Raw genomic sequence first — 24,340 nt, 5'->3', positions numbered from 1 at the left:
CAGTTCGGAAGCAACGCCGGCAACGCAGCAGCGACTGGAACAGTTGACTCAGTTTTTTGTCAGTCGGGGTGCGGATCTGAGTACCGCTCAAAATCAAGCGATCGCTACGATTACGAATACCGTCCGCCGAGAAGCTTATGTGATGGCTTTCAATTAGCTCCAAGTGAATCGGAACGTTGCTCCAGCGCCTGCTGCGGACTCCACCCACACCCGTCCACCGCGACTTTCGACGATTTTCTTAACCACCGATAGACCGATGCCAGTGCCTTCAACTTTGTCCCTCGCTTCCAGTCTTTGGAAGATGCCCCAAATCTTCTGATGGTATTTGGGTTCGATTCCTTGCCCGTTATCAGCGACTGAGAACTCGTAGTATGTTCCCAGTTCCCGAACACTAACCTGAATACACACATCCGAGCGATTTGCGTACTTGATGGCGTTGCCGATCAAGTTCATAAACACCTGCTGTAGTGGCACCCGTTCGGTTTGCAACGTTGGCATAGACTCTACAACAATCGCCACTTCCGGCGGTGGATCGAGCAGTTCGATGACTTCCGATAGCAAGGAGGACACATTCACCGCCTCTATCTGTTGTTGTACCCTACCCGCCCGCGAATATTGCAGAATGCCGTTAATTAAAGCTTCCATACGGTGAACTCGTCCCCGCAATAAATTCAGATGTTCGCGGGAGTCTTCAGTCAGTTTATCTGCGAGGTCTTCTTCAATCCATTCTGAAAGCGTAGCGATCGCTCTTAAAGGTGCTTTCAAGTCATGAGATGCAATGTAAGCAAATTGGTCTAAATCCCGGTTACTGCGCTCTAGTGCTTGGGTCATTTGAACCAGTTCTTCCGCCTTCTTCTCAATTTCCTGACGCGATCGCACTTGTTCTGTCACTTCCACGGCGTGGGTCATAATGCCGTTGACTTTACCATTGGCATCTACTAAGGGTTGGTAGACGAAATTCCAAAAACTCTCTTCCAGAATGCCATCGCTGTTGCGGTCGAACATCGCCCGCATCTCATTGCCGACAAAAGGTTCGCCACTGGTATAAACCTGGTCTAACAACTCGAAAAAGCCTTGCCCTTGCAAGTCCCAGAACGCCTCGCGCACGGGTTTACCAACGATATCCCGCTTTTCCACAATCTGCATATACAGTGGGTTCACTGTTTCCGTGACATGGTTCGAGCCACGGGTGATGGCAATTGCCGCCGGTGCTTGCATGAAGACTCGCTGTAGTTCAGCACGGGCTGCTTGGGCTTCGGCTAAAGCGCGATCGCGAATCTCCCGCTCTTGCTTGCGTTCGCTGATGTCGCGAGAAACCCCTACAATCTCCACAACGTTGCCATTGGTATCGAAAATTGGGGATTTAATCGTGTGGAAGAAGCGAGTTTCGCCGTCAGCGCGGACATTCGGCTCTTCCAGAACCTCGATTGGCTGACCTGTTGTGAAGACTTGCAGATCGTCTTGCAGGTACTGCTGAGTGTAATCGAGTTGATTGTAGGGGACATCCGTGATGCCGTGCAGCTGCTCAAGGGTCATTCCATAATATTCGCAGGCAGCTTTGTTGGCATACACCACAACTGAGCCAGGAGCCTTACAAAACACCATATCCTGCACGGAATCGAGAATCTGGGCATAGCGGTGTTCGCTCTGTTTCAGGGCTTCCTCGGCACTTTTGCGATCGCTAATATCGGTGTGAACGCCAATCCATTCCCGAATGCTGCCGTCCGCTTCAAATACGGGGACGGCGCGCACGCTCATATATTTATAAATACCGTCGGAACGCCGCAGACGATGCTCGATTTGGTAAAGGGTGCCATTGGCAACCGCATTCGACCACTCTTGCACGGTATGCGCTTGGTCATCTGGGTGAACGGCATTGAGCCACCCCCAGCCTTTTAGCTGTTCGTAGGATTGCCCGGTAAACGCATTCCAACCCGGCTGTGGAGTGACAAATTCTCCCTCAGCTTTGGTGTCCCAGATAATTTGAGCTGTGGCTTCCACAAGCGAACGGTAGCGTTCTTCACTCTTGCGGAGTGCTTCTTGCACCGTTTCCACCTCGATTCGTGCTGCCTGTTCGCGCAATAGAAGCTGAGTTTTTTCCTCAGCTTCCTTCTCCTTGGTGATATCGACCATCACGCCGCGCAGCAACTTGGGGCAACCTTGTTCATCGCAGACCACGCGCACCACATCTTTGAGCCAGACGACGCGACCATCCGATGCGATCGCTCGATACTGAAATTCGTGGTCTTTTGCTTGATTGGTTGCACTCACGCAAAAATTAACGCACCAGTCGCGGTCTTCCGGATGCAGCAAACAATCCTGCCAAAACGTCGGCTCATCTAACCACTGACCGATCGGATAGCCAAGAATATCTTGAGCGCGATCGCTAACAAACGTGAATTTCCACGTCACGGCGTCCATTTCCCAGACAATCGCATCTAGTCCTTGCACTAGCTCGACAAAGCGCCGATGTGCCTCTGCTGCACTTCGTGCCGCTACTTCCTGCTCAGCCGCTTCGCTAATGCTAACAGCTAGCGCTGTTGTTGATGCTTCAGCGTCTCGCTGTGCCGCTTCTAACTCCGTCTCACTCATCCTCAAGTCTTCTTCTCAGTACGACCAGCTCAAGATGCCCGACTGTTTGCCCAGGCTCCAAACGTTTCAGCAGCTTACTTTTGAGTAAATTCCGGCGCAATCCGATCTGTCTTTGCCGCCATTATAAAATCGTTCCGGTGCAAACCAGAAATCGCGTGAGTCCACCAGCTCACCGTCACCTTACCCCACTCCGTCAGCAACGCCGGGTGATGCCCTTCCGCTTCCGCCGCTTCGCCGACTTTATTAGTGAAAGCTAGCGCCGTCTGAAAATCTGCAAACTTGTAGGTGCGCTTGAGCCGCGATTCTCCCTCCTCTTCCACAATGTTCCAATCTGGAATCTCTGGTTTCAGTTCTGCGATATCCGCCTCAGTGACGCGTGGCGCATCCTTATGACAGGCAATACACTTTTCTTGTGTCAGATTTGCCATATTTCCCTATTTTCGGCACTTAAGTTGTCCGATTTTACCCAAGTGTTGTTTTTCCCACGTCTGCCGTAATGCGGATTTTGCATGGGAAGGATGGGTGGGAACGATCGCGCCTGGGTTGCAGGGAGAGGAACGACGCGATCGCACTCTTCCACCTCCACAGCAAAACGCGATCGCATCTCCTCCAACCAGCTCTTGTAAAATAAGGAAATTTGATAACCATTGCAGGTTAAAGTCGTGACACCAAGTTCACAAGACACGGACGTTGAGATCAGAGAATTTCCGATTCGTCTGCGGGAAGGAGGAGAAATTACCGTTCCCCAGATAGTGCAAGATCACCTCAACTTGACCGAAGGAGATATGCTGACGCTGTTGCAAGTAGGCGATATAGTGTTGCTTACCCCCAAACAGCCCCAAGTTCCCCAACTAGCCGATAAATTCATAGCCATTATGGAAGATGAAGGCGTAGGCTTGACTGAATTGCTAGAAGGAATACAAGCAGAACGCGAAGCAATCTGGCAAGAGCAACAACAAGATGCGTAGAGTCTTTGCTGACTCAAGTATTTTAATTGCTGGAGCAGGATCTCGTACTGGAGCCAGCCGAGCTGTGCTGACAATGGCTGAAATAGGATTATTTAAGCTGGTCATCTCCCAGCAAGTATTAGACGAGTGCGATCGCAACCTCCGCAAAAAATTACCCGTCGCCCAGCCAATTTTTGCCCAACTTCTGACTGCTATCGATCCTGAAATTCGACCTAACCCACCGTCAGAAGAATCGGCTCGATGGACAGCTATCATCGAAGCTAAAGATGCTCCAATTTTGGCTGCTGCTGTACTGGCAAATGTCGATCGTCTGTTGAGTTTAAACACCAAAGATTTTACCCAGGAAGTCGCTGTACAGAGTGGGCTGATTATTCAGACTCCCTCCGATTTCATCAGAGAAATTCGCGCAATTGTAGAAAGGGGTTTGCAGTAGACTCTCTAAACTGGATGAAAGGATGCGATCGCATTCTCCCCCAATAAAAAACGCGATCGCATTCTTCTAATTTTTTATCTAATTCCTTGATACCTTTAGATCGCAAACCCCAAAACCACATTTAAACTAAAGCGAATCTGTTCCCAATATTCTTCCTTCAGCACACCCACTAAACCCAAAACGCGACGATGATCGACAGCACGAATTTGCCCGACATCAATAAAACGGTCTTGGTCTAATCCATTGGAGGGTGTTGCTTTGACATTTACAACGTAGGGGGCTTCCTTCTTTCCCGGTCGAAACGGCATCACAATTGTCAGAAGCCCATATTGGTTCATAATGTCATTTTGCACAATCAAGCAAGCGCGGGTTTTTTGCGCCTCAGCCCCTACGGTTGGATCGAGCGTCACCCAACGAATCTCTCCCCGCCGATAAGTTAAATTACTCGCTGGCATTCATGCCATCCCCAGCGACACTATCCCAAGCTGCAATTTCAGCTTGGTACTCTGGATCTTTAGCATCCTGTTGGAGGGCGGTAATCATTTGTGCCTCCAAAATACGGCGGCGGTGTTCTGCTAGCAGATCATTAATATAGGCGCTGCGGTTGCCTTTTGCCTGCAAATCTACAAATCGCAGGATGTCATCTTCTAAAGAGATTGTGACTTTCTGCATCAGTATGAGTTTTGGGTATGGTAATTTCATCATACTCAAAATTCTCCCAGTTCATTTCAGGCATCGTGTGTAAAGCGAACAGAGCAAACCCAGTAAATCGCATCCTTCACCAAGACAAAGTGCGAACTGACAAGTCAGCGCAAGCTATCGCTTATGTTCGCCACTGGTTCAGCCAGCGTACTTGCCCGATCCACTCAGATGCGTGTGTCTCTGACAGCAGGCGATCTAGAGCAGCAATTAAATCCGAGAGTGTCCAACTGCTTTGAGCCGCCAGGATAATGCCGCCATGTTGGGGGTATTCGGCTAAAATCAAAAAATCGCGGATGTTAAAGGTAAAGATACACCGTCCTTGTGCCGTAGCCCCTAATAACTGAGCCTCATCGCTGGCATCTAAAGGCATCCAATCAGTTGGTGTTCGGGTGACATCGTGACCGCGAGAAATTAAGGCTTGATGTAGGGCTTTAATAGATGTATCGGCATCAAGGTGCAACAGCGGTTTAGACATTTGCCGCTTCAAGAGTTTCTTCAGATGCGATCGCCATCTCTATTTCCGCCGCGTGCGCTCCAAAGTAAGCTAGAGCCTGCTTCACCTGAGCCTCACTCAACCCATACTCAGCAGCAATCTCCTTCGGGGATAAACCCCAAAGTTTCGCAGCAACTACCACTGTCTGCACGCGCAAGCCACTCCCGCGCAGAAAAGGCATTGGCTGACCGCTAGCGCCGCGACGGTATGTAATTTCAGGAAATGCCGGATCGTCGAGTTGCTGGCTTAGCGCCCCTACCTTCTCTGCCACAGCCCACAAAATGAATTGATTTAGCGAAACACCTTGGGAAGCTGCATATTTTTCGGCATCTTGCTTTAACTGAGTCGGTAAGTTCAAGGAGTAACGTGCCATTGATTCTTCCTCAGCGTGCCAATATTATACACATCATATATTACGTCGTATGATATGTCATTTAATCCACAAGCGTCGTCAAGACAACTGTTTGGCTATCCTAATTTGTATCGGCACACGATCGCATCCTCGCCCCGTCACAGCCAAAGCGATCGCATTCTCCCCAACATCAAAAGCGTGATAGCTTGCGCTGACTTGTCAGTTCGCGCTTTATCGGGTCGGTTAACCATACTGGGGGATTCGCGAGTTCTATGAGCAAAGTAAGAATAAGGAGATCGAGTAGTAAGAGGTAAAAATGCAATCAACTATTGAGCGATCGGCAACCCAACTACCGCCGCTGATTCCCCGCGAGATTCTTTTCGGCAACCCAGAACGCACCAGTCCGCGACTTTCACCGGATGGTAAGTATCTGGCGTACATCGCCCCTGACGAGAAGAATGTCTTGCAGGTGTGGTTGCGGACAGTCGGACAGGAAGACGACCGCCAACTCACCGCCGATAAGAAGCGCGGCATCCGGATTTTCTTCTGGACTTATAACGCCGACCAGCTGATGTATATGCAAGACTCAGATGGCGACGAGAACTTTCACCTCTATTCGGTCAATATTCACTCCAATATTGTCCGCGACTTAACGCCATTCCAAGGGGTGAAAGCACAGCCAGTGGATCTTGACCCCAAGTTTCCCGATCAAGTGTTGGTGGGGATGAACTTGAAGGACTTACAAAAGTTTGATGTTTACCGCATTAACCTGGCAAACGGTGCGGTTGACTTATACGCCGAAAACCCAGGCAATGTAGTTAGCTGGACAGTAGACGCCCAATTCCAGGTACGTGCCGCCACCGCTGCAACTCCTGATGGGGGTTCTGACCTGTTATTCCGGGAAACAACCCAAGGCGATTGGGAAACGCTGCGTCACTGGGGACCAGATGATGAAGGCGGTGCCGTTAGCTTCTCGGAAGATGGCAAAACGCTTTATATCAGCGGCAGTCACGATGCCAACGCTAGTCGCCTGATTGCTTTCGATGTCACTACTCGCGAAGAAACAGTAATTGCCGAAGATCCGCAATACGATCTAGGCGGCATCGTCATTCACCCGATTACACGAGTGATCCAGGCGGTTTCTTTCTACAAAGAGAAACAAGAATGGCAGGTACTTGACCAAAGTATCGCCGCAGATTTTGAAGCGATCGCCCAAATTCGTCCCGGAGAGTTCGGCATTTCCTCCCGTGACCTTGCCGACAAAAATTGGCTAGTCGCTTTCCTCACCGATGACGGCCCGGTCTACTACTACGCCTATAATCGAGATTCCAAGACCAGCACCCTCCTGTTCAGCAACAAACCCACACTAGAAGGGTTGTCGCTGGCATCCATGCAACCGATTTCCTACCAAGCCCAAGACGGCTTGACGATTCACGGCTACCTGACAACACCTGTAGGAATAACCGCACAGAATTTACCAACCGTATTGCTGGTTCACGGTGGCCCTTGGGCGCGAGATACTTGGGGTTACGACCCGCAAGCGCAGTGGTTGGCAAACCGGGGTTACGCGGTGCTGCAAGTGAATTTCCGGGGTTCCACCGGCTACGGCAAAGCCTTTGTCAACGCTGGCAACCGGGAATGGGCGGCGAAAATGCACGACGATCTCATTGATGCCGTCAACTGGCTGGTGCAACAAGGCATCTCCGACCCGCAAAAGATTGCCATTATGGGCGGTTCTTACGGCGGTTACGCAACCCTAGTGGGATTAACTTTCACGCCGGATGTCTTTGCCTGCGGTGTGGACATCGTTGGTCCGAGTAACCTGATTACGCTGATGCAAAGTATCCCGCCCTACTGGGAACCGCTGAAGGCGAATTTCTACTATCGGGTCGGCAACTTGGAGACGGAAGAAGAATTTCTCAAATCGCGATCGCCTTTATTTTTCGTTGACCGCATAACTAAACCCTTGCTAATCGCCCAAGGTGCTAACGATCCACGGGTGAAGCAGGCGGAAAGCGAACAAATCGTCGAGGCGATGCAAAAGGCAAATAAGCCTGTAGAATACGCCCTTTACACCGACGAAGGACACGGTTTCGCCCGTCCCGAAAACCGACTGCACTTTTACGCGATCGCAGAAGAGTTTCTCTCTAAATACTTAGGTGGACGCTGTGAACCGCTAGGAGACATCCCCGGACATTCCGGCGTACTAAACCCATAGTCCCTATTCTTACCAATAGAGGTACGCAAAGTCTAAACTTTGCGTACCTCTACGCTTACCTTTGCGTTGAAAACAGAACCTTTTGCACAGAAAAGCAGTATTCTAAAACAAACTAAATTGTTGACAATTAGACTGTTATGGACGACTTTATGACAGATGCGATCGCCGAAGCTAAACAGGGACTCAGCGAGGGGGGAATTCCCATTGGTTCAGTTCTAGTTAAAGATGGGCAAATTGTCGGGAGAGGACATAATAAGCGCGTCCAAGACAACGACCCTGTTACCCACGCAGAAATCGATTGCTTACGCAATTCTGGCAGAATCGGCAGCTACAAAGATACAACGCTTTATTCTACCTTGATGCCTTGTTACCTCTGTGCGGGTGCTGTTGTCCAATTTGGGATTAAAAAAGTCATCGTCGGTGAATCTGCAACTTTCTCCGGTGCCAAGGAATTCATGGAATCTCACGGCGTTGAAGTGATTGATTTAAACCTGGATGATTGCAAGCAGTTAATGAGCGATTTCATCCAGAATAATCCCCAGTTGTGGAATGAGGATATTGGCAAGTAATTTCCAAGTAAATTACTTCTAAATTTAACTCTACAGGGAATTTTTTTTGTTTTACCCACTAGAAGTTATTAATTTTTTTTGATATAATAAATTTGATAAGGAAGAACTAAGCTTTAATATTTATTTGAAATAGATTTCCATTTTTTAAATATACCTTGAAAAGGTGGAATTCTTGTTACCAAATACGCCATTTCTCATAAAAATCTAGTTATTCTATTCCCCTGTTCCACTTAGAGATAGAATCCCTCGTTCTCTGAGAAATGTGTCGAACGTCTCTCTATCGGGCAAAGAAGGCTGGGCACCGGCAATCGTTGCTGAAATCGCACCAGCGGCAGCACCCCAGACTACTGCCTCACGCAGAGGACGCCCAGAAGCCAAAGCTGCTGCCAATCCCCCATTAAACGCATCCCCAGCCGCAACAGTGTCAACTGCCTGAACGGGGAAAGCGGGGACGAAGAATGTTTCCTCCGGTGTGGCACAGAAGACACCGCGATCGCCTAGTTTCACAATTGCAGTACCGACGCCCTGTTGACGTAAAGCTGCGGCTGCTTTGGCAGCGGTTTCTTGCCCATCCACCGCAAAACCCACCAATTGCCCCGCCTCAATTTCGTTGGGGGTGATAATGTCAACCAACGGATATAAAACAGACGCAAAATCTCCCATCTCGATAGCAGGTGCGGGATCGAGAATCACCTGGACACCGGCTTGTCGGGCTGCCCTAGCCGCAGCTACAACGGCTGGCATCGGAATCTCGAATTGAAGGAGCAATGCAGCAGCACCGGGTAACAAATCCCTAAGGCGTCCGACATCCTCCTGGTTCACGCGCCCATTGGCACCGGGGACGATGATAATGTGATTTTCTCCCCTCCCACCCACAGCGATCGCTGCGACGCCAGAATGAGCCGCCTCATCCACCAAGACAGCCCCAGTCTCGACACCAGACGCTTGAAGATTGGCGAGGAGTTCGCGTCCAAAATTATCGGCACCCAGACGCCCCACAAGCTGAGTTGGAATCCCCAGCCGCGCCACTGCTACCGCTTGATTCGCTCCTTTCCCACCCGCAGCCGTAAAAAAGTCATGACCCCGTAGCGTTTCGCCAGCAACTGGCAATCGGGGCGATCGCGCCACGAGATCCATGTTAATGCTGCCGAAGACGATAACTTTGGTCATTGGTCGCTCTTGAAAGTTTTGAATTTTGAGTTTTGAATTAAAGGGATTCCTAACTCAGAACTCAACATTCACCACGCTTCGGACTCGCTTACTGCACCGTAACCGCCGGTTCTAAACCCAAAGTCGCCATTAACCGCTCAATATCGAAGTTTTCAGCCATCATCTGGCGAACGCACTCGACCTTAATCGGTTCGTGGAGCCGCACTTGACCAAAGGCACGGTCAATAATTCCTACAGTCGTCAGCGTATCCAGGTCAACCGACAAAATCGGAATCTCTAAATCTTCAGCGCGGCTGAGGATAAAGTGTTGTGGCGGCAATTGTCCAGTCAAGATCAGGCACTGGGTGGAAGTTTCCAAGGCGGCTAGCTGGATATCCGTGCGATCGCCTCCCGTCACCACCGCCATGTTCGTTCCCTTACGGAAATACTTCAGCGCAGAATTTACATTCATTGCGCCAATTGTCAAGCTTTGTACCATTAAATCCAGCCGATCTGGACGGCACAGAACTTCTGCCTTCAATTGGCTGACTAGTTCCCGAACGCTGACACTCCGCAGCAACTCGCTTCTTGGCAACATTCCCAACACAGGAATCCCCTGCCGCTCTAGAAAAGGTCGTACGAGCGTCTCAGCGGCTTCCAGATTAGCTGCGGGAATATCGTTTATCAAAACACCCGTTAAGCGATCGCCCAGCCGCTTTTTAGCTGACAACAGCGCATCCACCAATAGAACCGAGTGAAAACGAGCCACCAGTAAAACAGCCGCATCAACCGCCTCAGCAACCTGTCCCAGAGACAAGTCGAATAAGCTGCCTTCTTCCAAAGTTCCTGGCCCTTCTAATAAAACCATTGGGGCACCAGGCACCCGTCGATACTGCTCCAGAGACAGACGGTAATCCGTCTGGTCTTCTCCAGATAGGCGTCTTTGAATCGTCTCTTCATCCAGAGACAGCAGAGTCGGTCTGATTCGATTTTCTGGTAATTTCAATACCTGAGCGAGTAACCGGACATCCTCCTCCATCGCATCTGTTTGCGATTCACTTAAACAGGTGCCCAGCGGTTTCCCATAGGCGATATCCAGCCCCTTTTCTTTCAGCTGATGGGCAATCCCCAAGATCGTTGCTGACTTGCCACTGTAAGCTTCTGTTGACCCGATAAGCAAATATTTAGCCGCTTTTGGCACACCCTCACTCCTCATTTCTACAGTGTTCAACCATCTGCTCGTAGCAGCTTACGATAGAACGCGTGGGAAAAGTCGATTGTGCGAGTGCGCTTGAAATTCATAATTACATCGATTAAAAAATCGACTAACTCTGAATTTGCCATCATCACTTCGTAACTCAGTTCCGCATTTCCATCAAACTGCAACCGACAACGGGTCAAATCCAATGGGAGCCTAGACACATACCAGGTGGCAACAAAAGGAATGCTATCGCCGCCTTCTATTTTGCGATTCCCTTCTAAAGACCCTTTTTGATACAGGCTAATTGCCAAGGGCAACATATTCCGCTTATTGCCCTGGTAGTAGGGCATGTAGACACTGACATCCCCTTGGTTTGCAGGCTGAAGTTGGTCAATTGACATTGTCTTAAATCTTCCTCAATTTCCGTCTGACTGGCAGTAGGGCGTTGTCCCTAATTTTCTGCGCTCTGACAGCCGATTGGGAACACAATAGCTTAGAGTTCTAGCCTTGGACGGTGGAGCTAATGGTGATTCTACCTTAATATACAGGTTCCCGCGTCCTCCCCAGGATAAATTCATTCATTAAAGGAATTAAGGACTATGTGGGAGGGAGAAAGAGCAGGAAAGAGTAGTAGAGAAATTTTCGTTTTCCTTCCCCTTTTTTCCCTTTGTAGCGAATTTTTTTCCCCTTTTCCCCGATTCCTGAGTAAAACTTCCTATCTGTTGCCGATTAGTTTACGCTGACTGAATAAAGTTAGGGAATTATTCACGCGAGAAATCTATGCCTCCTTTAGTTGCTAATTACTACTTAACTTATCGCTGCAACGCCCGATGTCATTTTTGTAACATCTGGGCATTAGAGCCACCCCAAGAAGCTGACTTTGCCACGATTCAACACAACTTAAAGGACTTGCGCCGGTTGGGTCTGAAGTATATAGACTTTACGGGTGGCGAACCCCTGCTACGTGCAGATGTTGGTCAGATTTACGCTGAAGCCAAAAAGCAGGGATTCTGGACCAGCATGACGACGAATACAATTCTTTACCCGAAAAAAGCCAAAGAAATTCAAGGATTAGTTGACTTCTTGAATTTCTCGCTAGATGGTGCAGATGCTGAAACCCACGACCATTCGCGGGGAGTGAAAATTTTTGACACCCTGGTTGAGTCGGTTGCTCTAGCACAAGAACTCGGCGAACAACCCGTTCTCAACCACACCGTCACCGCCCAAAATTATCAGCACATTAACGAAGTCGCAGAACTCGGTCTGCGCCTAGGCGTCAGGGTATGGCTCAACCCAGCTTTCACCGCCCACGACCACTACAATTCCAACAAGAATCCCACCCCAGACATGGTGGCAGCAATTCAAGCCGCCGCCAAGAAATATAAGAATGTCGGATACAATAAGGCTGCACTGGCGTTCATTGAAGCTGGGGGGAATGATACGAAAAATCCCCGCTGTAAAGCGGTAGATGCAGTAATTGCGATTTCTCCCGACGACAAGCTACTCCTACCTTGCTATCACTTTGCCCAAACCGGCGTTCCCATTAACGGTAAGCTTTACGACCTCTATCGCCAGTCAGAGGAAGTAGAATCCTACCGCCAATCTCAGGGCAAGCTGTCCGTGTGCGAAGGATGTACGGTATGGTGTTACCTGATCCCCAGCTTCTTTATGGGTGTAGATAAGTATTGGTGGTTGAATCAAGTAACCTATGCCGGAGAATTCCTGGCCCGAAAAAGATTCTTACAACGAGCTTGAACCGCTCGATTCTCTGTTGTCTGAATGTAGAGACGCAATCAATGAAGTTTCTACAGAAGAATTTGAGAGCGACTTTTTTCAGGGACTGGCAGGACGCCGACGCAAAGCGGCGTTCGCCTTAACGGTGATTTGGGGCAGCATCATTGCCCTACATCTGTTTGTTTGGGGTTCGTGGTTAGTCCTAGGACTGACCGGACTGTTGGTGATTCAAGCGTTCCGCGTCGTATTCGCGCGACCCCGACCAGTCCCAGCGCCGTTGTCGGAAGCAACAAAAGACCAATGGCCTTCTGTTTCCCTACTGGTGGCAGCTAAAAATGAGGAAGCTGTTATTGGCAACCTGGTGAAAATGCTGTGTAATCAGGACTACCCAGTAGATCGGTATGAAGTTTGGGTGATTGACGACCACAGCACCGATCGAACCCCCCTAGTGTTAGAGCATCTGGCGAAGGAATATCGCCAGTTAAAAGTCCTGCGCCGAAGTGCGAATGGGGTTGGCGGCAAATCGGGAGCGCTGAATCAAGTGTTGTCCCTGACGCGAGGAGAAATTGTCGGGGTATTTGATGCCGACGCCCAAGTGCCACCAGATATGCTGCGTCGGGTTTGCCCAAGTTTTGAGCGGCAACAGGTGGGAGCCGTGCAGATGCGAAAAGCGATCGCGAACCCATCGCTGAATTTCTGGACTCGCGGTCAGATGGCAGAAATGGCACTGGATTCCTATTTCCAGGAGCAACGCATTGGCATTGGCGGGATTGGGGAACTTCGAGGCAACGGTCAATTTGTCCGCAGAGCTGCCTTGGAGCATTGCGGTGGGTGGAATGAGGAAACCATCACGGACGACTTGGATTTAACGATCCGCTTACACCTGGATCGGTGGGATATCGAATTTCTGATCTTTCCCCCCGTATATGAGGAAGGCGTCACCAGTGCTAGGGCACTGTGGCATCAGCGCAATCGATGGGCAGAAGGGGGATTCCAGCGCTATCTGGACTACTGGCGTCTGCTGGTCTCAAACCGGATGGGCACCCTCAAAAGCATTGATGTGTTCTCGTTTTTGCTCACCCAGTATATTCTCCCCGCCGCTGCCGTGCCCGACTGCCTAATGGCGATCGCGCGGAATCGTCTGCCGATTCTCAGCCCCATCACCGGAATGACGTTCATTCTGTTTCTGATGGGGATGTTCGTCGGTCTGCGCCGCACCCATAAAGAAGAGAAATTGACTGCATCGGTCTTTTTCGTCACCCTATTGCAAACCTTACGGGGTGTCCTTTATATGTTGCACTGGATGGTAATCATCGCGGCTACTACCGCCCGGATGTCCGTGCGACCGAAGCGGCTGAAATGGATTAAAACGGTGCATCAAGGCAGTAGCGAGGAAAGTTTTGAGTTTTAAGTTTTGAGTTTTAAGTTTTGAGTTTTAAAATAAGGGACACGGCAGTACCGTGTCCCTTATTTTAAATAGGACGCAGCCCTGCCGTGTTCTTAGTCTAAAACCCTACATCATCATCTTCTTGCCACTCATTGAGTAGCTCGTCGGCAGAATCAATCATCTCTGCGAGTGGCAAGCGCGTCGGCATCTCGGAAAGAGATGGTAAATCTAAAGTCTCCAAATTTTCCTCTCGTTCGTCAGCCAGCTTGACAATTTCCCCTTTAAAAAAGTCCGCGAGCCGTTTGGCAGCGATCGCGACTTCATCGTCCCACTCTAAATCGGGCGGTGCGGGTGGTTGGGCGGTAGCGGCTGGAGTTCGGGAAGCTGTAGAACTGCCGTTCTTAACTTCATGCTTCGCCTGCGGTGGCATCTTTGACGGCAGCGGACTGCTGGAAGGGGGTGCTAAATCGTTACTAGCGCCATTCTCTTTCTTGCTTTCCCTAGAAGGCTGTACGGGCGGTGATTGAGGAGTTGGTGTCCCAGATGCGATCGCTCCTACGGAATTTTTACTGGGCAATGTTTCCAAAGAATTAGACCTTTCAGCGTTTGGCGGTTTTGAGGCAGGATGAGACTTCACCTCAGCCCCCCCGCTAACTTGAAAGCTGACTTTTACCTTAGATTGAAAGGTTTTTGAAAAAGCTGCTTCCACATCTGGCAATTTTGTCTGGGCTAACTTTAACAAACCCGTTGAACTGACACTCAGGATTGCTTCCCGACCATTAAAGTTTAGTAAGCGACATCGTTGACGCAAAAATTCTTGCGTCCCAAATAGCTGGACGTGATTAATCACCTGTTGCCAAACTCGATCGAGTTCGACACTTCGATCCGTACCCTCTCCCGGCTGAGAAACTGGCGCAGGAGGTTCGGTCGATTCTCTCGGTTCTGGTGGTGGTGCCGCCGCTGAGGGCGTCTTTGGTGGCGCTTCCTGCTGAATCTGCGGAACACTAGGAACAACGGGTTCAACGACTGGCTTAGCGGGTTGGGCAGGAGTTGAGTGTTGAGTGTTGGGTGTGGACGCCCGATCGACTCTTGCCTCTTGTGGCTCGACACGCGGGCGATTCAGATTCACACTGCTCCCTGCCCGGGTCTGCTGACCGCTATTAGCTAATGGCAACAATCCCAATAGCGTCACTTCTAACCACAGGCGCGGCTGAGTCGTATTTCTAATTTGAACTTCGCTGTCCTTAAGGTGCTTTTGCCCCTGCAAAATTGTCGGGATGTCCAGCTCCTCAAATTCGCACAACTGAGTCCAGGTAGGCGCGGTCACGGCTACCAAATCCGGGCGTTTGGGGGCAGTTTTGGCGATCAGTAAATCGCGGTAGAAACCGGCAAGATTTTGGAGGACAATCAGCGGTTCTCTGCCTCTGTCCATGAGGTGACGACCTTTTTCCAGAACTGCTTCGGGATCGGAATGAGCGATCGCCTTCAACAACTCCATTAAATCTCGTTCTGGCACCGCTCCCACTAAATCCCAGACCGCCTCTACCGTCACTTGACCGGATAATAGGCTGAGCTGGTCGAGCAGGCTTTCCGCATCCCGCAAGCCTCCCTGAGCCACTTGAGACACCAAGGTAATCGCCTCGGAAGTAATGTTGATATTTTCCAACTGGGCAATTTTTCCCAGATGCTCCACCATCGCCTCTAAGGGAATGCGGCGAAAATCAAAGCGTTGACAGCGAGAAATAATTGTCGGTAACACCCGCTGCGGATCGGTGGTCGCCAGGACAAAGACAACGTGCTTGGGTGGCTCCTCTAGCGTCTTCAGCAAGGCATTGAACGCAGCTGAACTGAGACTATGAACTTCGTCAATCACATACACTTTGTAGCGGCACTGAACGGGGGCATATTGGGCGCGATCGATGATCTCCCGGATATTGTCCACGCCGGTGTTGCTAGCGGCGTCGATTTCAATTACATCCAGCGCTGAACCTTTGGCGATTCCTTGACAAACAGGACAAACGCCACAAGGTTGTTCTGTCGGCTGACTATTCTGAAGACAGTTCAGCGACTTTGCCAGAATCCGGGCGCTGGAGGTTTTGCCCGTTCCTCTGGAACCCGTGAATAAATAGGCGGGAGCAATCCGTTCGGTACGGATGGCGTTGCGGAGTGTGTGGGCGATCGCTTCTTGTCCCACCAAATCCGCGAACGTCTGAGGGCGATACTTATGATGTAGGGGTTCGTAGGTCACGGCAGGGTTTCGTCAGACAGATAAGCGACAGAGGTGTCGATAAAAGTGTAACGTGTTGCTCTAGTCGAACCGGATGCGATCGCCTTCTGGTTGTCTTCAGAGACTTGGTGTGGTTTTCTGGAAAGCAAACATTACGGTTAACCGATCAAAAGCTCATAATAGCCAGTAAACTGTTCAAGCCCGTTAGATAAAATCTGAGAAAGTAAGGGCGGGGGGACTCTAGCAAATGCTCAAGCAACTATGGCGATCGCTGGTAAGGTGGTTTCAGCGTTTATTTGGAACGGGCGGCAGGCGAAACCCAACACCCGCCTCGGTTCGCTCGGAACCCCCTAAACCCCTGACGGATACAGATTATGAATTTTTGTACAGCCAACTGCTCGAAGGTGTCGCGCATGGCTGGCAGCAAGACCGGGTTTTACGGTTTTTTGAGTCTCTGGGCGATCGCGGTCAATCATCCCTATGGGTGGGGTGGCTGAACCGCTTTGGGGAAAGATTATTAGCTTCCCCTGCACCTAATAATGAGTTAGCGGCGCGAATGGTGCAGCTTGGTCAGGTGGGCTGCGGAGAAATCGGGGAAGTTTCTTATGATATTGGGATGCAACTGCTGACGAGAAACGCTCCGGCACGAGCAGTAAACCCCCCACCCGTCTCTTCTATCTATGAATACGAGGAGTTCGACGCGCCGGAGGAGGAAGTCCCCGCAGTTAGTGAGGAAGGGGAGGAAGGCGGAGAACTCAAAACAGTCACCCTGGATGAGTTGTTGGTGATGTTGCAACAGGATAGCGGTTTACTTCAGCAAATTTCCGAGCAACTGCAAATTGAGACGACCGATCCACAAGTCATTGTGCAAGCATTGGTGAATCAATTCAATGCGGCAAATCCATCCAGCGCCGAGGAAGCAGAAAATCCATCGAGTGCAGAGGAAGCCGAAGCTTGGTTTAATCAAGGCAATCAGCAAGCCAGTGCTGGAGAATTATCAGATGCGATCGCTAGCTACGATCGTTGCTTGGCGATTAGCCCGGATAACTATATCGCCTGGAACAACCGAGGCGTGATGCAGAAAAATTTAGGACAGTTGCAAGATGCGATCGCCAGCTTTAGCAGGGCGATAGAAATTAAACCCGACTTTTACGAAGCTTGGAACAACCAAGGCAATACTTTCCAGGACTTAGACCGTTTAGAAGAAGCGATCGCTAGCTTTGACAAGGCAGTAGAAATTAAAGCAAACGACCCAGAAGCCTTCTACAATCGGGGATTAGCGCTAGAAAACTTGAACCGCTATGAGGAAGCGCTGGCTAGTTTTGACCGGGTTCTGCAACTCCAACCCAACTATTCAGAAGTCTGGATGGTAAGAGGCGAGACCCTACACCGCTTAGCTCGATATGAGGAAGCGATCGCCAGCTACGACCAAGCTTTGCAACTCAAACTGGATGACTGGGACTCCTGGATCGGTCGCGGCAAATCGGCGCTTCTTTCAGCGAATTTGGACCCCCTACTGAGTTCCTTAAGTAAGGTTGCTCAAAATAATCCAGCCTTGAACCAGCGCGGCGATGAAGGGCAATTGGCAAGCTACGAGGAAGGTTTAAAGTACGTTTCTCAAGACAATAACCCAGAAGGTTGGGGCAGATTGCATCAAGCAATCGGCAATGCTTACTATGAGCGATCGCAAGTGAATCCAGAACCCAATCCGTTGCGCCAAAAAGCCATAATCGAGTACGAACAGGTGCTATCAAGCCTCCCCGAAGCCGATTTTCCAGAGTTGCATCAAGAGATTTTGCAAGACCTTCTGCAACTCCAGCAATCTTTAGGACGACCCTCTGAAGAATCCTGAATAATCTGACAGGGCAGCTTTCCCTCGCTTGGGGCTGCCCGTTTTTTGTACAATAACCATTCAACCTCGCAAAACCACTTTCATGCCCTTGACTCGGACAATCCAAAGTATCTATACCGATGGTGCCTGCGTCGGCAACCCAGGTCCTGGAGGCTGGGGTGTTGTTGTCTATTTCACCGATGGTTCGGTCTATGAAATGGGCGACGCCGATCCGGCAACCACTAATAATCGAATGGAAATGCAAGCCGCAATCGGCGCATTGAAACTCGTGAACGGCCTCGGACAACAAGAACCCATCACCCTCTACACCGATAGTGAATACCTGAAAAACGGTGTTACCAAATGGGTGAAAGGTTGGAAAAAGAAGGGTTGGAAGACAGCAGAAGGGAAACCCGTCCTCAACCAAGACCTCTGGGAAATACTCGATGAACTCAATCTTCCCCGGATCGAGTGGCGGTATGTCCGGGGTCACGCAGGAAATGAGGGGAATGAGCGATGCGATGCGATCGCGCGGGCTTTTGCGACGGGGAAGACTCCTGCGTTGCAACAACCCGTAGCAGAAGAGTCAATTGTTTCACCCGCCACTAATTCTATTGATAACAAAACGATACAATCGAGTGACTTATCTTCTGACCCTCCTAACCTCGGCCTAGTCATGGTAGATTCTACTACTCCATCTGCTCTTGATTCTCAGGACAATCTGCCCCGTGAGGTGAGAGTCGCCCAGCTGCGTAATCTGATAGAAACTCTCCACGTGGCTGATGAAATTGCTGCTAAAGGCTACCTAATTACTAGCTCTGAATTAGCTGACTTGATGGATGTCAATGCCAGCGCTGTCACCAGTCGCGGAGACCACTGGGGATGGCGCAATTGGATTGTGTCGCGGGTTCGCCGCGAAGGCAATCAAATTCTCTGGCAGCTAGAACGGGTGGATGCGGTTAACAGTAATTTCGATTCTTAAATGAGTTTTGGTTTTGGGGAAGTGGGAAAAAGTTGTGAGTTTTGAGTTTTGATTTTTGAATTTAAAGAACTCTCTGATGACTCAAAATCCAAGACTCATCACTCCCATTCCCCCTTTGCTTGAAAACTCAAAACTATCCATAACTCCGACCACGCCACTGCTTAGGAGTACGGATAGCAGACAGAAAAATCCGCAGCACGGCCAAAGGATCTGCCAGAGGGGAAAGATAAAAGTAAACAGGTAAAAGTAAAAAGTCAAAGTTCCTTTCCCGTTTACCTGTTTCCGATCCCCGAAAGCCGGGGGATTGTACTTTGCTTTCATAAGACGGCGCGATCGCGAGTAGCAACGCAAACCGAATCAATAGCAGAAATAAATTTAACCCGACAGCAGCCACCACTGGGAGTGTCGAAGTTCCCATCAGCAGCCAGCTGAGCAAAACCAAGGACGCAGGTAAAGGTAAACCCTGAACGGCGAATAGCAGCCACAAATCCCCCCATATCTGACCCCTGGAAGCAGCGTCTTTTAGGTCAAGCGATCGCCCCCACTCTTTCCAAGTTTCGGCTGCCCCCTCATACATCCGCACCTTCAAAACCTTAGCTCCATCCAGAAAGCCCACCTTAAACCCACGGGAGGCAATATTGCGGGCAAGGGTCACATCGTCGCAAAAAGAACTCCGGGCACTGGTATAACCCCCTACAGCCTCCAAAACAGAGCGACGGCACAGGAAACACTGACCGTTCGCCATCACCCGCTCCGGATCTTGAGTATTTGTACCCGCCGGATCGAATCGGTAAAGCAGGGTCATCAAGAGTGCTGGTTGCAGCCACCACTCGCCTGGATATTTCAAGATAAACTGCGGCGACAGGGAAATCAGGTCATAACCCTCTTCTTTCGCTGTCCTGAGCAAACCGGCAACCAATCCGGGAATCGCCTGAGTATCGGCGTCCATTCCCAAAATCCACTCGCTCTGTTCGCTACTGTGCAAAAATCCGGTATGTAAAGCCCAAGGACGCCCCACCCAGCTAGGCGGTAAAGGATCGTCCGTCATTAACCGAAACCGGGGATCTTGCTGCTGTGCCGCTTTAACTAACTCTGGAGTTCCATCCTGGGAGCGACTATCAACAACGATAATTTCACGGACTTCGTAGCTTTGGCGGGTTAGCCCAGCCAGCGCTGGGCTAATTCGCTCCGCTTCATTTAAAGTCGGAACCACGACACTGACAGCACCTAAGAGTTCGGGCGTGGCAGTATTGGGTTGAACGGGCGATCGCCGAGACGGCCCTTTCAATAGACGCGAGAGCAGGATCGCTACTGCTGGTGCCTGAACGAGTAGCAGCAGCAGCGATAGTGCGCTCTGGAGTGTTAACCAATCGACGTTCACTTCACCGCCACTTTGACTTGAGTCACTGGAATTTCTGGCTTCAAACTCGCAGGAGTTTCCGTTGTGGATTCGCGAATCTCTGCGGGTTGTGCCATTTGCCAGAGGGTCAAAGTTGGAATGACACCGACCAGAACGCCCAAGGAGACGGGTATCCAATACCCAGCTGCCAAGCTCAATCCGGCTGCATAACCAAAGTTACTTAGATAGATGATGAGCGGGAAACCTAGCCTAGAACGATCCAATAAAATTGGCGTCTTTCTCCACAATATTGCTCCCACACCGATAAAGAGCGAGCTAGTGCCAAACCAACCGGCATAGTTTCCGTAAGGTGTGCCAAAGAAGGCTCCTGGCTGTTCCCAATACCAAAAAGGTACCATTGTTTGACTCATCGCTGGCTCCAGCGCAAAGTCCCAAGAGGTGAACATCATAGCAGCTACAGCGATCGCACCTACATAGCGAACCAAGCTCGGATTTTGCCGAGTTTTTAGACCCGCGCAGGCAATTAAATAAGAAACCAATCCCATATAAAACCAGGACAAGGGAATGGTAAAAGGTACCAGTCCACCAATCTTATACCCCAAGCCGTTCAGGTAGCTGTAGTCCCCAAATGGAAAGCCTGTACTGGTTCCCAGCAATTCGCTTCCCAAGGACAGGCACACCGCAGGCAACATGAAAGTCAGCCAGTGCCACAGTCCTAACTTTCTATAGGCATAAATGGCAACGGCGACCGTTCCCAAGACGATATTCACCACTCCACCCCAAGCCATACTCCACTGGAATGCAGTCTGCCCAGTCTCCCCTAAACTCATAATTATTTCAGGATGGGGTACGACCAGCACCAGCCCCGCCAGTCCAAAAACCATCGTTACAATATGACCAATCAGGCAGAAACGCTCGACAGTGACAAGTTGCTTCATTGCAGAATTCTTACTTCTGTATGTTCTTAATAGTAGTTTACAAATGTTTGTCAAATAACCCCATGCTTGTGCGGCTGTCGTCGTTAGTCGTGGCTTAAGAGTCCAAATTTAGTTGGAAGTCTCCCAATCTCCTGTCAGAAGTCCAATTCACCCGTTAGCACAGCGACCTCGATCAACCTTTGGAATATTCCGAAGTTCAAGGCTGCTGCTGGACTCCAGACTTCCAGAGAAGGACTTAGAAAGAAAAAAACGACAATCAAATAAATTCTTCGCCAGTCGGCTTTTGGCTCTTCCTGGTCGGCGGTCAGTAGGGGAAAGCAGTTAAGATATTGGCAGCAACACTTAAAAGGCTTTTTCACTAAAAACCTATTGGTTGCGTTTTTAAGCTGGGCTTGCTCTCCAAGAGCAGCTCGCTCGACCCTATCGGCTTCATGGCGCATGTACTTAACATGACTTCATTTCTGCCTAAAGAAACCAAAATTGCGATCCGTCCCGTTCAATACCGCGATCTAGATGCGCTGGAACGGCTAGCCGCAGAAGATTTTGACGCAGGAGACCAAATTTACTCAACGGACAATCTGGGTAGGAAAGTTCATCAAATTCGACCCTGGTTTGGTCCGCTGAAGTTCTTGAGCTGGTTTCCCAATCCTTGTCAGCACACTTTTTGCGTTTATGTCGCGGAGCAGGATAACCAAGTTCGCGGTACGATCCAGGTTTCACCGTTCAACCGCACGCGCAGCACTTGGCGAGTTGAGCAGGTAGTTTTGGAGACAGGGGTACCGGCGGAAGTTGGCTCGCAGCTTTTACGTTATTGCTTCGAGTCAATCTTGGAAGCGCGTACCTGGGTGTTGGAAGTCAATGTTAACAACAAAGCAACACTGGCTCTCTACCGCCAGAATGGGTTTCAACCTTTGGCTCAGCTGACTTATTGGGCGATCGCTCCAGAGCTGCTTTCGTCACTGCAAGAGCGCGAACCGGATTTACCCAATCTTCTCCCAGTCAGCAATGCTGATGCCCAGTTACTCTATCAACTCGATACGGTGTCAATGCCACCGCTGCTACGCCAAGTTTATGACCGTCACATCCATGACTTCAAAACTAGCTTCGCTGGCGGGTTTCTCACCAGCTTGAAGCAATGGATCGGCAAGACAGTTAGCGTTAGTGGTTACGTATTTGAACCGCAGCGCAAGGCAGCAATTGGCTATTTTCAAATTTTTCTGTCCCGAGATGGCTCCCAACCCCATGTCGCTGAGTTGACCGTACACCCAGCCTACACTTGGTTATATCCGGAGCTACTTTCTCAAATGGCTCGGATGGCTAAGGATTACCCTTCCCAGTCCTTACAACTGGCTTCAGCCGACTATCAGCCAGAACGAGAAGAATATTTGGAACAATTGGGGGCAGAACGAATTTCCCACTCGCTCCTGATGTCTCGTTCTGTGTGGCACAAGCTACGGGAGGCAAAGCCCATTTCCCTAGAAGGGCTACAGTTGGCGGAAATGCTTCAGGGTCTCCAACCCGCTCGCAAAGCAGTACCGGGGCGGATGTCTTGGCTGAAGTCAAAGCATAAGAAGCCGCAGGTAGAACCGCAGAAGGATTTATCGTCCTCTGTAGCGTTGCCTCCAAAAGGGGGAATCGTGCTAAATTCCCAATCCATTGATGCCACGAAAGCTAGCCGCACAGAGCGGGGAGAAGAGAATGGAGAGAATCTCGGCACTGGGTTTGGATGTCGGTAAAAAGCGGGTTGGGGTAGCTGGTTGCGATGGCACTGGATTGATTGCCACCGGAATCGCTACGATCGAACGCACTTCCTTTGAGCGGGATATGGAGCAACTGCGACGCCTGGTTGAGGAGCGACAAGTGCAAGTTCTGGTCGTCGGCTTACCCTATGCGATGGATGGAACCCTAGGATTTCAGGCGCAGCAGGTGCAGAAATTTGCGACAAGAGTGGCAGCGGCTCTCCAGTTACCGCTGGAATATATGGATGAGCGGCTCACGTCTTATGAGGCAGAGGAACTGCTGAAAACAGAAAGGCGATCGCTCTCCCAAAATAAACCTCTAATTGACCGCAAGGCGGCAGCTTTGATTTTGCAACGCTGGTTAGATGAACGTCGAGCCGCAAACAAAGTCGCAAAGCAACTTGTAGAAACAACCTATATCGCGTCTGGCGCACAGATACAGACACAGGCAGAGACATCGGAAATTCCCAATTGATTCGCAATTCCCGATTCTCCATCACCGATTTCCAAATCAGATGATAATATGAGAGATTGCTGCATTCTAAAAATAGACTTTATCCATGACTCTGCCGCAACAGCGTAAACACGAAATTATGACGGAGTATCAGGTTCACGAAACTGATACTGGCTCGACGGATCTCCAAATTGCGATGCTGACAGAACGCATCAATCGTCTCAGCACTCACCTCAAAGCCAACAAGAAGGATCATGCTTCCCGGCGAGGTTTGTTGACAATGATTGGTACCAGAAAGCGTCTCCTGTCCTACCTGCAAAAGGAAGATAGACCCCGCTATCAAGCCTTGATTGGTCGCCTGGGTATTCGCGGTTAAACCGCCGATAAACTTATGTCTTCAGAAGAATCCCAACGGAATCGCTTACCGTTTGAACCCGCTAAGAAGAATCGCAAAAAACCAGCGAAAAACCAACCAACAGCCCCAAGCACTGCCAAAGCGGAAGGTCAAGCGCCTTCTCCAAGAAAGCTCGAATCTTCGGCAGTCCCAGAGGTGGTGAGCAAACGCATGGCTCGCCGGATGGCTCTTTTTTGTGGGATTCCTAGCGCTTTAGGCATTTTGACTTTTATTGTCAGTTATGTCGTGGTTAGCCAGCACTGGTTCAAGTTGCCCAACGCCGCAGTTGTACTTGTGAGTATGGGCTTCTTTGGGTTGGGCGTTCTGGGATTAAGTTACGGGGTTCTCTCAGCCTCCTGGGACGAAGAGAGACCGGGTAGTAAAATCGGCTGGAACGAGTTCACCACGAACTGGGGACGGATGACAGCAGCATGGCGCTCTGCTGGGCAAAAGGATTCATAAATCCCGCGCAAATACCAGCAGTTCAAAGGTGAGTTTTACTTATAAGTTGTTTAGAGAACGATTGCCATCGGTCTCGCTCTTTCCTGGGGTTTGAACCCCAGGCTATTTTCATTTTTTGCTGGAGAGATAAACTCGGCGGTCTATCTAGGCAAAGC

The 24,340-nt window shown here is 50.1% G+C and carries 26 protein-coding genes and 1 pseudogene; 14 read left to right on the top strand and 13 right to left on the bottom strand.

What is annotated here, in order from left to right:
• Positions 1-16: 16 nt before the first annotated feature.
• Positions 17-154: pseudogene (locus tag H6F52_RS26560) on the top strand (EmrB/QacA family drug resistance transporter); the annotation flags it as partial.
• Here H6F52_RS26560 and H6F52_RS24500 read toward each other — a convergent pair.
• The 3 genes from H6F52_RS24500 to H6F52_RS24490 form a co-directional block, all read right to left on the bottom strand.
• On the bottom strand, positions 154-2,592 hold the full coding sequence (locus H6F52_RS24500; protein WP_190537018.1) for a PAS domain-containing sensor histidine kinase: 2,439 nt from the start codon (positions 2,590-2,592) through the stop codon (positions 154-156). The pseudogene H6F52_RS26560 and the gene H6F52_RS24500 sit on opposite strands and share 1 nt — an antisense overlap.
• A gap of 74 nt (positions 2,593-2,666) precedes the next feature.
• On the bottom strand, positions 2,667-3,020 hold the full coding sequence (locus H6F52_RS24495; RefSeq protein WP_190415292.1) for a 4a-hydroxytetrahydrobiopterin dehydratase: 354 nt from the start codon (positions 3,018-3,020) through the stop codon (positions 2,667-2,669).
• The gene (locus H6F52_RS24490) at positions 3,008-3,196 is read right to left on the bottom strand and encodes a hypothetical protein (RefSeq protein ID WP_190537017.1); all 189 of its coding nucleotides are present in this window, start codon (positions 3,194-3,196) and stop codon (positions 3,008-3,010) included. The genes H6F52_RS24495 and H6F52_RS24490 overlap by 13 nt, the downstream gene beginning before the upstream one ends.
• 58 nt (positions 3,197-3,254) lie before the next feature.
• Here H6F52_RS24490 and H6F52_RS24485 point away from each other — a divergent pair, with 58 nt between their 5' ends.
• Together H6F52_RS24485 and H6F52_RS24480 are read left to right on the top strand one after the other, a co-directional pair.
• Positions 3,255-3,560 carry a hypothetical protein gene (locus H6F52_RS24485; RefSeq protein ID WP_199300708.1) on the top strand — a complete coding sequence of 102 codons (306 nt, stop codon included), beginning with the start codon at positions 3,255-3,257 and terminating at the stop codon, positions 3,558-3,560.
• Positions 3,553-3,993 carry a PIN domain-containing protein gene (locus tag H6F52_RS24480; RefSeq protein ID WP_190537016.1) on the top strand — a complete coding sequence of 147 codons (441 nt, stop codon included), beginning with the start codon at positions 3,553-3,555 and terminating at the stop codon, positions 3,991-3,993. The genes H6F52_RS24485 and H6F52_RS24480 overlap by 8 nt, the downstream gene beginning before the upstream one ends.
• A 95-nt stretch (positions 3,994-4,088) precedes the next feature.
• Here H6F52_RS24480 and H6F52_RS24475 read toward each other — a convergent pair whose 3' ends face one another.
• The 4 genes from H6F52_RS24475 to H6F52_RS24460 all read right to left on the bottom strand — a co-directional run bounded on the left by H6F52_RS24475 (position 4,089) and on the right by H6F52_RS24460 (position 5,561).
• Positions 4,089-4,448: a type II toxin-antitoxin system PemK/MazF family toxin gene (locus tag H6F52_RS24475; protein WP_190537015.1), complete on the bottom strand. Its 360-nt coding sequence runs from the start codon at positions 4,446-4,448 to the stop codon at positions 4,089-4,091.
• Positions 4,435-4,665, bottom strand: a complete 231-nt coding sequence (locus H6F52_RS24470; RefSeq protein ID WP_190537032.1) for a CopG family transcriptional regulator — start codon at positions 4,663-4,665, stop codon at positions 4,435-4,437. The genes H6F52_RS24475 and H6F52_RS24470 overlap by 14 nt, the downstream gene beginning before the upstream one ends.
• Before the next feature lie 151 nt (positions 4,666-4,816).
• Positions 4,817-5,170, bottom strand: coding sequence for a DUF5615 family PIN-like protein (locus tag H6F52_RS24465; protein WP_190415305.1), 354 nt, complete (start codon positions 5,168-5,170; stop codon positions 4,817-4,819).
• Positions 5,163-5,561 carry a DUF433 domain-containing protein gene (locus H6F52_RS24460; protein ID WP_190537014.1) on the bottom strand — a complete coding sequence of 133 codons (399 nt, stop codon included), beginning with the start codon at positions 5,559-5,561 and terminating at the stop codon, positions 5,163-5,165. The genes H6F52_RS24465 and H6F52_RS24460 overlap by 8 nt, the downstream gene beginning before the upstream one ends.
• A gap of 54 nt (positions 5,562-5,615) precedes the next feature.
• On the opposite strand from H6F52_RS24460, the gene H6F52_RS24455 reads away from it, so the two are divergent.
• The 3 genes from H6F52_RS24455 (at position 5,616) to H6F52_RS24445 (ending at position 8,327) form a co-directional block, all read left to right on the top strand.
• Positions 5,616-5,816 carry a hypothetical protein gene (locus H6F52_RS24455; RefSeq protein WP_190537013.1) on the top strand — a complete coding sequence of 67 codons (201 nt, stop codon included), beginning with the start codon at positions 5,616-5,618 and terminating at the stop codon, positions 5,814-5,816.
• Between the two features lie 40 nt (positions 5,817-5,856).
• Positions 5,857-7,758: a S9 family peptidase gene (locus H6F52_RS24450; RefSeq protein ID WP_190537012.1), complete on the top strand. Its 1,902-nt coding sequence runs from the start codon at positions 5,857-5,859 to the stop codon at positions 7,756-7,758.
• A 137-nt stretch (positions 7,759-7,895) separates the two neighbouring features.
• Positions 7,896-8,327, top strand: coding sequence for a nucleoside deaminase (locus H6F52_RS24445; RefSeq protein ID WP_190537011.1), 432 nt, complete (start codon positions 7,896-7,898; stop codon positions 8,325-8,327).
• A 213-nt stretch (positions 8,328-8,540) separates the two neighbouring features.
• Here H6F52_RS24445 and rbsK read toward each other — a convergent pair whose 3' ends face one another.
• The 3 genes from rbsK to ebsA all read right to left on the bottom strand — a co-directional run bounded on the left by rbsK (position 8,541) and on the right by ebsA (position 11,078).
• Positions 8,541-9,497, bottom strand: a complete 957-nt coding sequence (rbsK, locus tag H6F52_RS24440) for a ribokinase (protein ID WP_190537010.1) — start codon at positions 9,495-9,497, stop codon at positions 8,541-8,543.
• Between the two features lie 88 nt (positions 9,498-9,585).
• Positions 9,586-10,677 carry a DRTGG domain-containing protein gene (locus H6F52_RS24435; RefSeq protein ID WP_190415704.1) on the bottom strand — a complete coding sequence of 364 codons (1,092 nt, stop codon included), beginning with the start codon at positions 10,675-10,677 and terminating at the stop codon, positions 9,586-9,588.
• 26 nt (positions 10,678-10,703) lie between these two features.
• Entirely contained in the window at positions 10,704-11,078 is a 375-nt protein-coding gene (gene ebsA, locus H6F52_RS24430; protein WP_190415317.1) for a type IV pilus biogenesis protein EbsA, read from the bottom strand.
• Between the two features lie 379 nt (positions 11,079-11,457).
• Here ebsA and H6F52_RS24425 point away from each other — a divergent pair, with 379 nt between their 5' ends.
• Both H6F52_RS24425 and H6F52_RS24420 read left to right on the top strand, forming a co-directional pair.
• Positions 11,458-12,432 (top strand): radical SAM protein, encoded by a 975-nt coding sequence (locus tag H6F52_RS24425; RefSeq protein ID WP_190415319.1) that lies wholly within the window; start codon positions 11,458-11,460, stop codon positions 12,430-12,432.
• Positions 12,386-13,822, top strand: a complete 1,437-nt coding sequence (locus H6F52_RS24420; RefSeq protein WP_190537009.1) for a glycosyltransferase family 2 protein — start codon at positions 12,386-12,388, stop codon at positions 13,820-13,822. Before H6F52_RS24425 ends, H6F52_RS24420 begins: the two co-directional genes overlap by 47 nt.
• A gap of 94 nt (positions 13,823-13,916) precedes the next feature.
• Here H6F52_RS24420 and H6F52_RS24415 read toward each other — a convergent pair whose 3' ends face one another.
• Positions 13,917-16,046 carry a DNA polymerase III subunit gamma/tau gene (locus tag H6F52_RS24415; RefSeq protein ID WP_190537008.1) on the bottom strand — a complete coding sequence of 710 codons (2,130 nt, stop codon included), beginning with the start codon at positions 16,044-16,046 and terminating at the stop codon, positions 13,917-13,919.
• A gap of 226 nt (positions 16,047-16,272) precedes the next feature.
• On the opposite strand from H6F52_RS24415, the gene H6F52_RS24410 reads away from it, so the two are divergent.
• The gene (locus tag H6F52_RS24410; protein ID WP_190537007.1) at positions 16,273-17,877 is read left to right on the top strand and encodes a tetratricopeptide repeat protein; all 1,605 of its coding nucleotides are present in this window, start codon (positions 16,273-16,275) and stop codon (positions 17,875-17,877) included.
• Positions 17,878-17,959: 82 nt separating this feature from the next.
• Positions 17,960-18,838 carry a ribonuclease HI gene (rnhA, locus tag H6F52_RS24405; protein ID WP_190537006.1) on the top strand — a complete coding sequence of 293 codons (879 nt, stop codon included), beginning with the start codon at positions 17,960-17,962 and terminating at the stop codon, positions 18,836-18,838.
• A gap of 133 nt (positions 18,839-18,971) precedes the next feature.
• On the opposite strand, the gene cruG is transcribed toward rnhA, so the two are convergent.
• Both cruG and cruF read right to left on the bottom strand, forming a co-directional pair.
• A complete protein-coding gene (gene cruG / locus H6F52_RS24400; protein WP_190537005.1) occupies positions 18,972-20,219 on the bottom strand; it encodes a 2'-O-glycosyltransferase CruG in 1,248 nt (415 codons plus the stop codon).
• A complete protein-coding gene (gene cruF / locus H6F52_RS24395; protein WP_190537004.1) occupies positions 20,216-21,136 on the bottom strand; it encodes a gamma-carotene 1'-hydroxylase CruF in 921 nt (306 codons plus the stop codon). Before cruF ends, cruG begins: the two co-directional genes overlap by 4 nt.
• 449 nt (positions 21,137-21,585) lie before the next feature.
• On the opposite strand from cruF, the gene H6F52_RS24390 reads away from it, so the two are divergent.
• The 4 genes from H6F52_RS24390 (at position 21,586) to H6F52_RS24375 (ending at position 24,185) form a co-directional block, all read left to right on the top strand.
• Positions 21,586-22,872: a GNAT family N-acetyltransferase gene (locus H6F52_RS24390; protein ID WP_190537003.1), complete on the top strand. Its 1,287-nt coding sequence runs from the start codon at positions 21,586-21,588 to the stop codon at positions 22,870-22,872.
• A complete protein-coding gene (ruvX, locus tag H6F52_RS24385; protein ID WP_242031288.1) occupies positions 22,835-23,350 on the top strand; it encodes a Holliday junction resolvase RuvX in 516 nt (171 codons plus the stop codon). The genes H6F52_RS24390 and ruvX overlap by 38 nt, the downstream gene beginning before the upstream one ends.
• A gap of 85 nt (positions 23,351-23,435) precedes the next feature.
• On the top strand, positions 23,436-23,705 hold the full coding sequence (rpsO, locus tag H6F52_RS24380) for a 30S ribosomal protein S15 (protein ID WP_190415339.1): 270 nt from the start codon (positions 23,436-23,438) through the stop codon (positions 23,703-23,705).
• A gap of 15 nt (positions 23,706-23,720) precedes the next feature.
• Complete coding sequence (locus H6F52_RS24375) at positions 23,721-24,185, top strand: PAM68 family protein (RefSeq protein ID WP_190441097.1); 465 nt, start codon at positions 23,721-23,723, stop codon at positions 24,183-24,185.
• Positions 24,186-24,340: the final 155 nt, after the last annotated feature.

It is taken from the genome of Coleofasciculus sp. FACHB-542, assembly GCF_014695825.1.
Classification (GTDB): Bacteria; Cyanobacteriota; Cyanobacteriia; order Cyanobacteriales; family FACHB-T130; genus FACHB-T130.
The sequence above is the reverse complement of the archived record's forward strand: the minus strand, read 5'-3'. Positions and strand labels throughout refer to the sequence as shown.

Bases quoted from the DNA above. Each gene is read 5' to 3' on its own strand.
- ebsA (WP_190415317.1), bottom strand. From the start codon at position 11,078: ATGTCAATTGACCAACTTCAGCCTGCAAACCAAGGGGATGTCAGTGTC.
- H6F52_RS24425 (WP_190415319.1), top strand. From the start codon at position 11,458: ATGCCTCCTTTAGTTGCTAATTACTACTTAACTTATCGCTGCAACGCC.
- ruvX (WP_242031288.1), top strand. From the start codon at position 22,835: ATGGAGAGAATCTCGGCACTGGGTTTGGATGTCGGTAAAAAGCGGGTT.
- H6F52_RS24460 (WP_190537014.1), bottom strand. From the start codon at position 5,561: ATGGCACGTTACTCCTTGAACTTACCGACTCAGTTAAAGCAAGATGCC.
- H6F52_RS24500 (WP_190537018.1), bottom strand. From the start codon at position 2,592: ATGAGTGAGACGGAGTTAGAAGCGGCACAGCGAGACGCTGAAGCATCA.
- H6F52_RS24420 (WP_190537009.1), top strand. From the start codon at position 12,386: ATGCCGGAGAATTCCTGGCCCGAAAAAGATTCTTACAACGAGCTTGAA.
- rbsK (WP_190537010.1), bottom strand. From the start codon at position 9,497: ATGACCAAAGTTATCGTCTTCGGCAGCATTAACATGGATCTCGTGGCG.
- H6F52_RS24445 (WP_190537011.1), top strand. From the start codon at position 7,896: ATGGACGACTTTATGACAGATGCGATCGCCGAAGCTAAACAGGGACTC.
- H6F52_RS24495 (WP_190415292.1), bottom strand. From the start codon at position 3,020: ATGGCAAATCTGACACAAGAAAAGTGTATTGCCTGTCATAAGGATGCG.
- H6F52_RS24480 (WP_190537016.1), top strand. From the start codon at position 3,553: ATGCGTAGAGTCTTTGCTGACTCAAGTATTTTAATTGCTGGAGCAGGA.
- H6F52_RS24410 (WP_190537007.1), top strand. From the start codon at position 16,273: ATGCTCAAGCAACTATGGCGATCGCTGGTAAGGTGGTTTCAGCGTTTA.
- H6F52_RS24490 (WP_190537017.1), bottom strand. From the start codon at position 3,196: ATGCGATCGCGTTTTGCTGTGGAGGTGGAAGAGTGCGATCGCGTCGTT.
- H6F52_RS24455 (WP_190537013.1), top strand. From the start codon at position 5,616: ATGTCATTTAATCCACAAGCGTCGTCAAGACAACTGTTTGGCTATCCT.
- H6F52_RS24450 (WP_190537012.1), top strand. From the start codon at position 5,857: ATGCAATCAACTATTGAGCGATCGGCAACCCAACTACCGCCGCTGATT.
- rpsO (WP_190415339.1), top strand. From the start codon at position 23,436: ATGACTCTGCCGCAACAGCGTAAACACGAAATTATGACGGAGTATCAG.
- H6F52_RS24390 (WP_190537003.1), top strand. From the start codon at position 21,586: ATGACTTCATTTCTGCCTAAAGAAACCAAAATTGCGATCCGTCCCGTT.
- H6F52_RS24465 (WP_190415305.1), bottom strand. From the start codon at position 5,170: ATGTCTAAACCGCTGTTGCACCTTGATGCCGATACATCTATTAAAGCC.
- H6F52_RS24375 (WP_190441097.1), top strand. From the start codon at position 23,721: ATGTCTTCAGAAGAATCCCAACGGAATCGCTTACCGTTTGAACCCGCT.
- rnhA (WP_190537006.1), top strand. From the start codon at position 17,960: ATGCCCTTGACTCGGACAATCCAAAGTATCTATACCGATGGTGCCTGC.
- cruF (WP_190537004.1), bottom strand. From the start codon at position 21,136: ATGAAGCAACTTGTCACTGTCGAGCGTTTCTGCCTGATTGGTCATATT.
- H6F52_RS24475 (WP_190537015.1), bottom strand. From the start codon at position 4,448: ATGCCAGCGAGTAATTTAACTTATCGGCGGGGAGAGATTCGTTGGGTG.
- H6F52_RS24470 (WP_190537032.1), bottom strand. From the start codon at position 4,665: ATGCAGAAAGTCACAATCTCTTTAGAAGATGACATCCTGCGATTTGTA.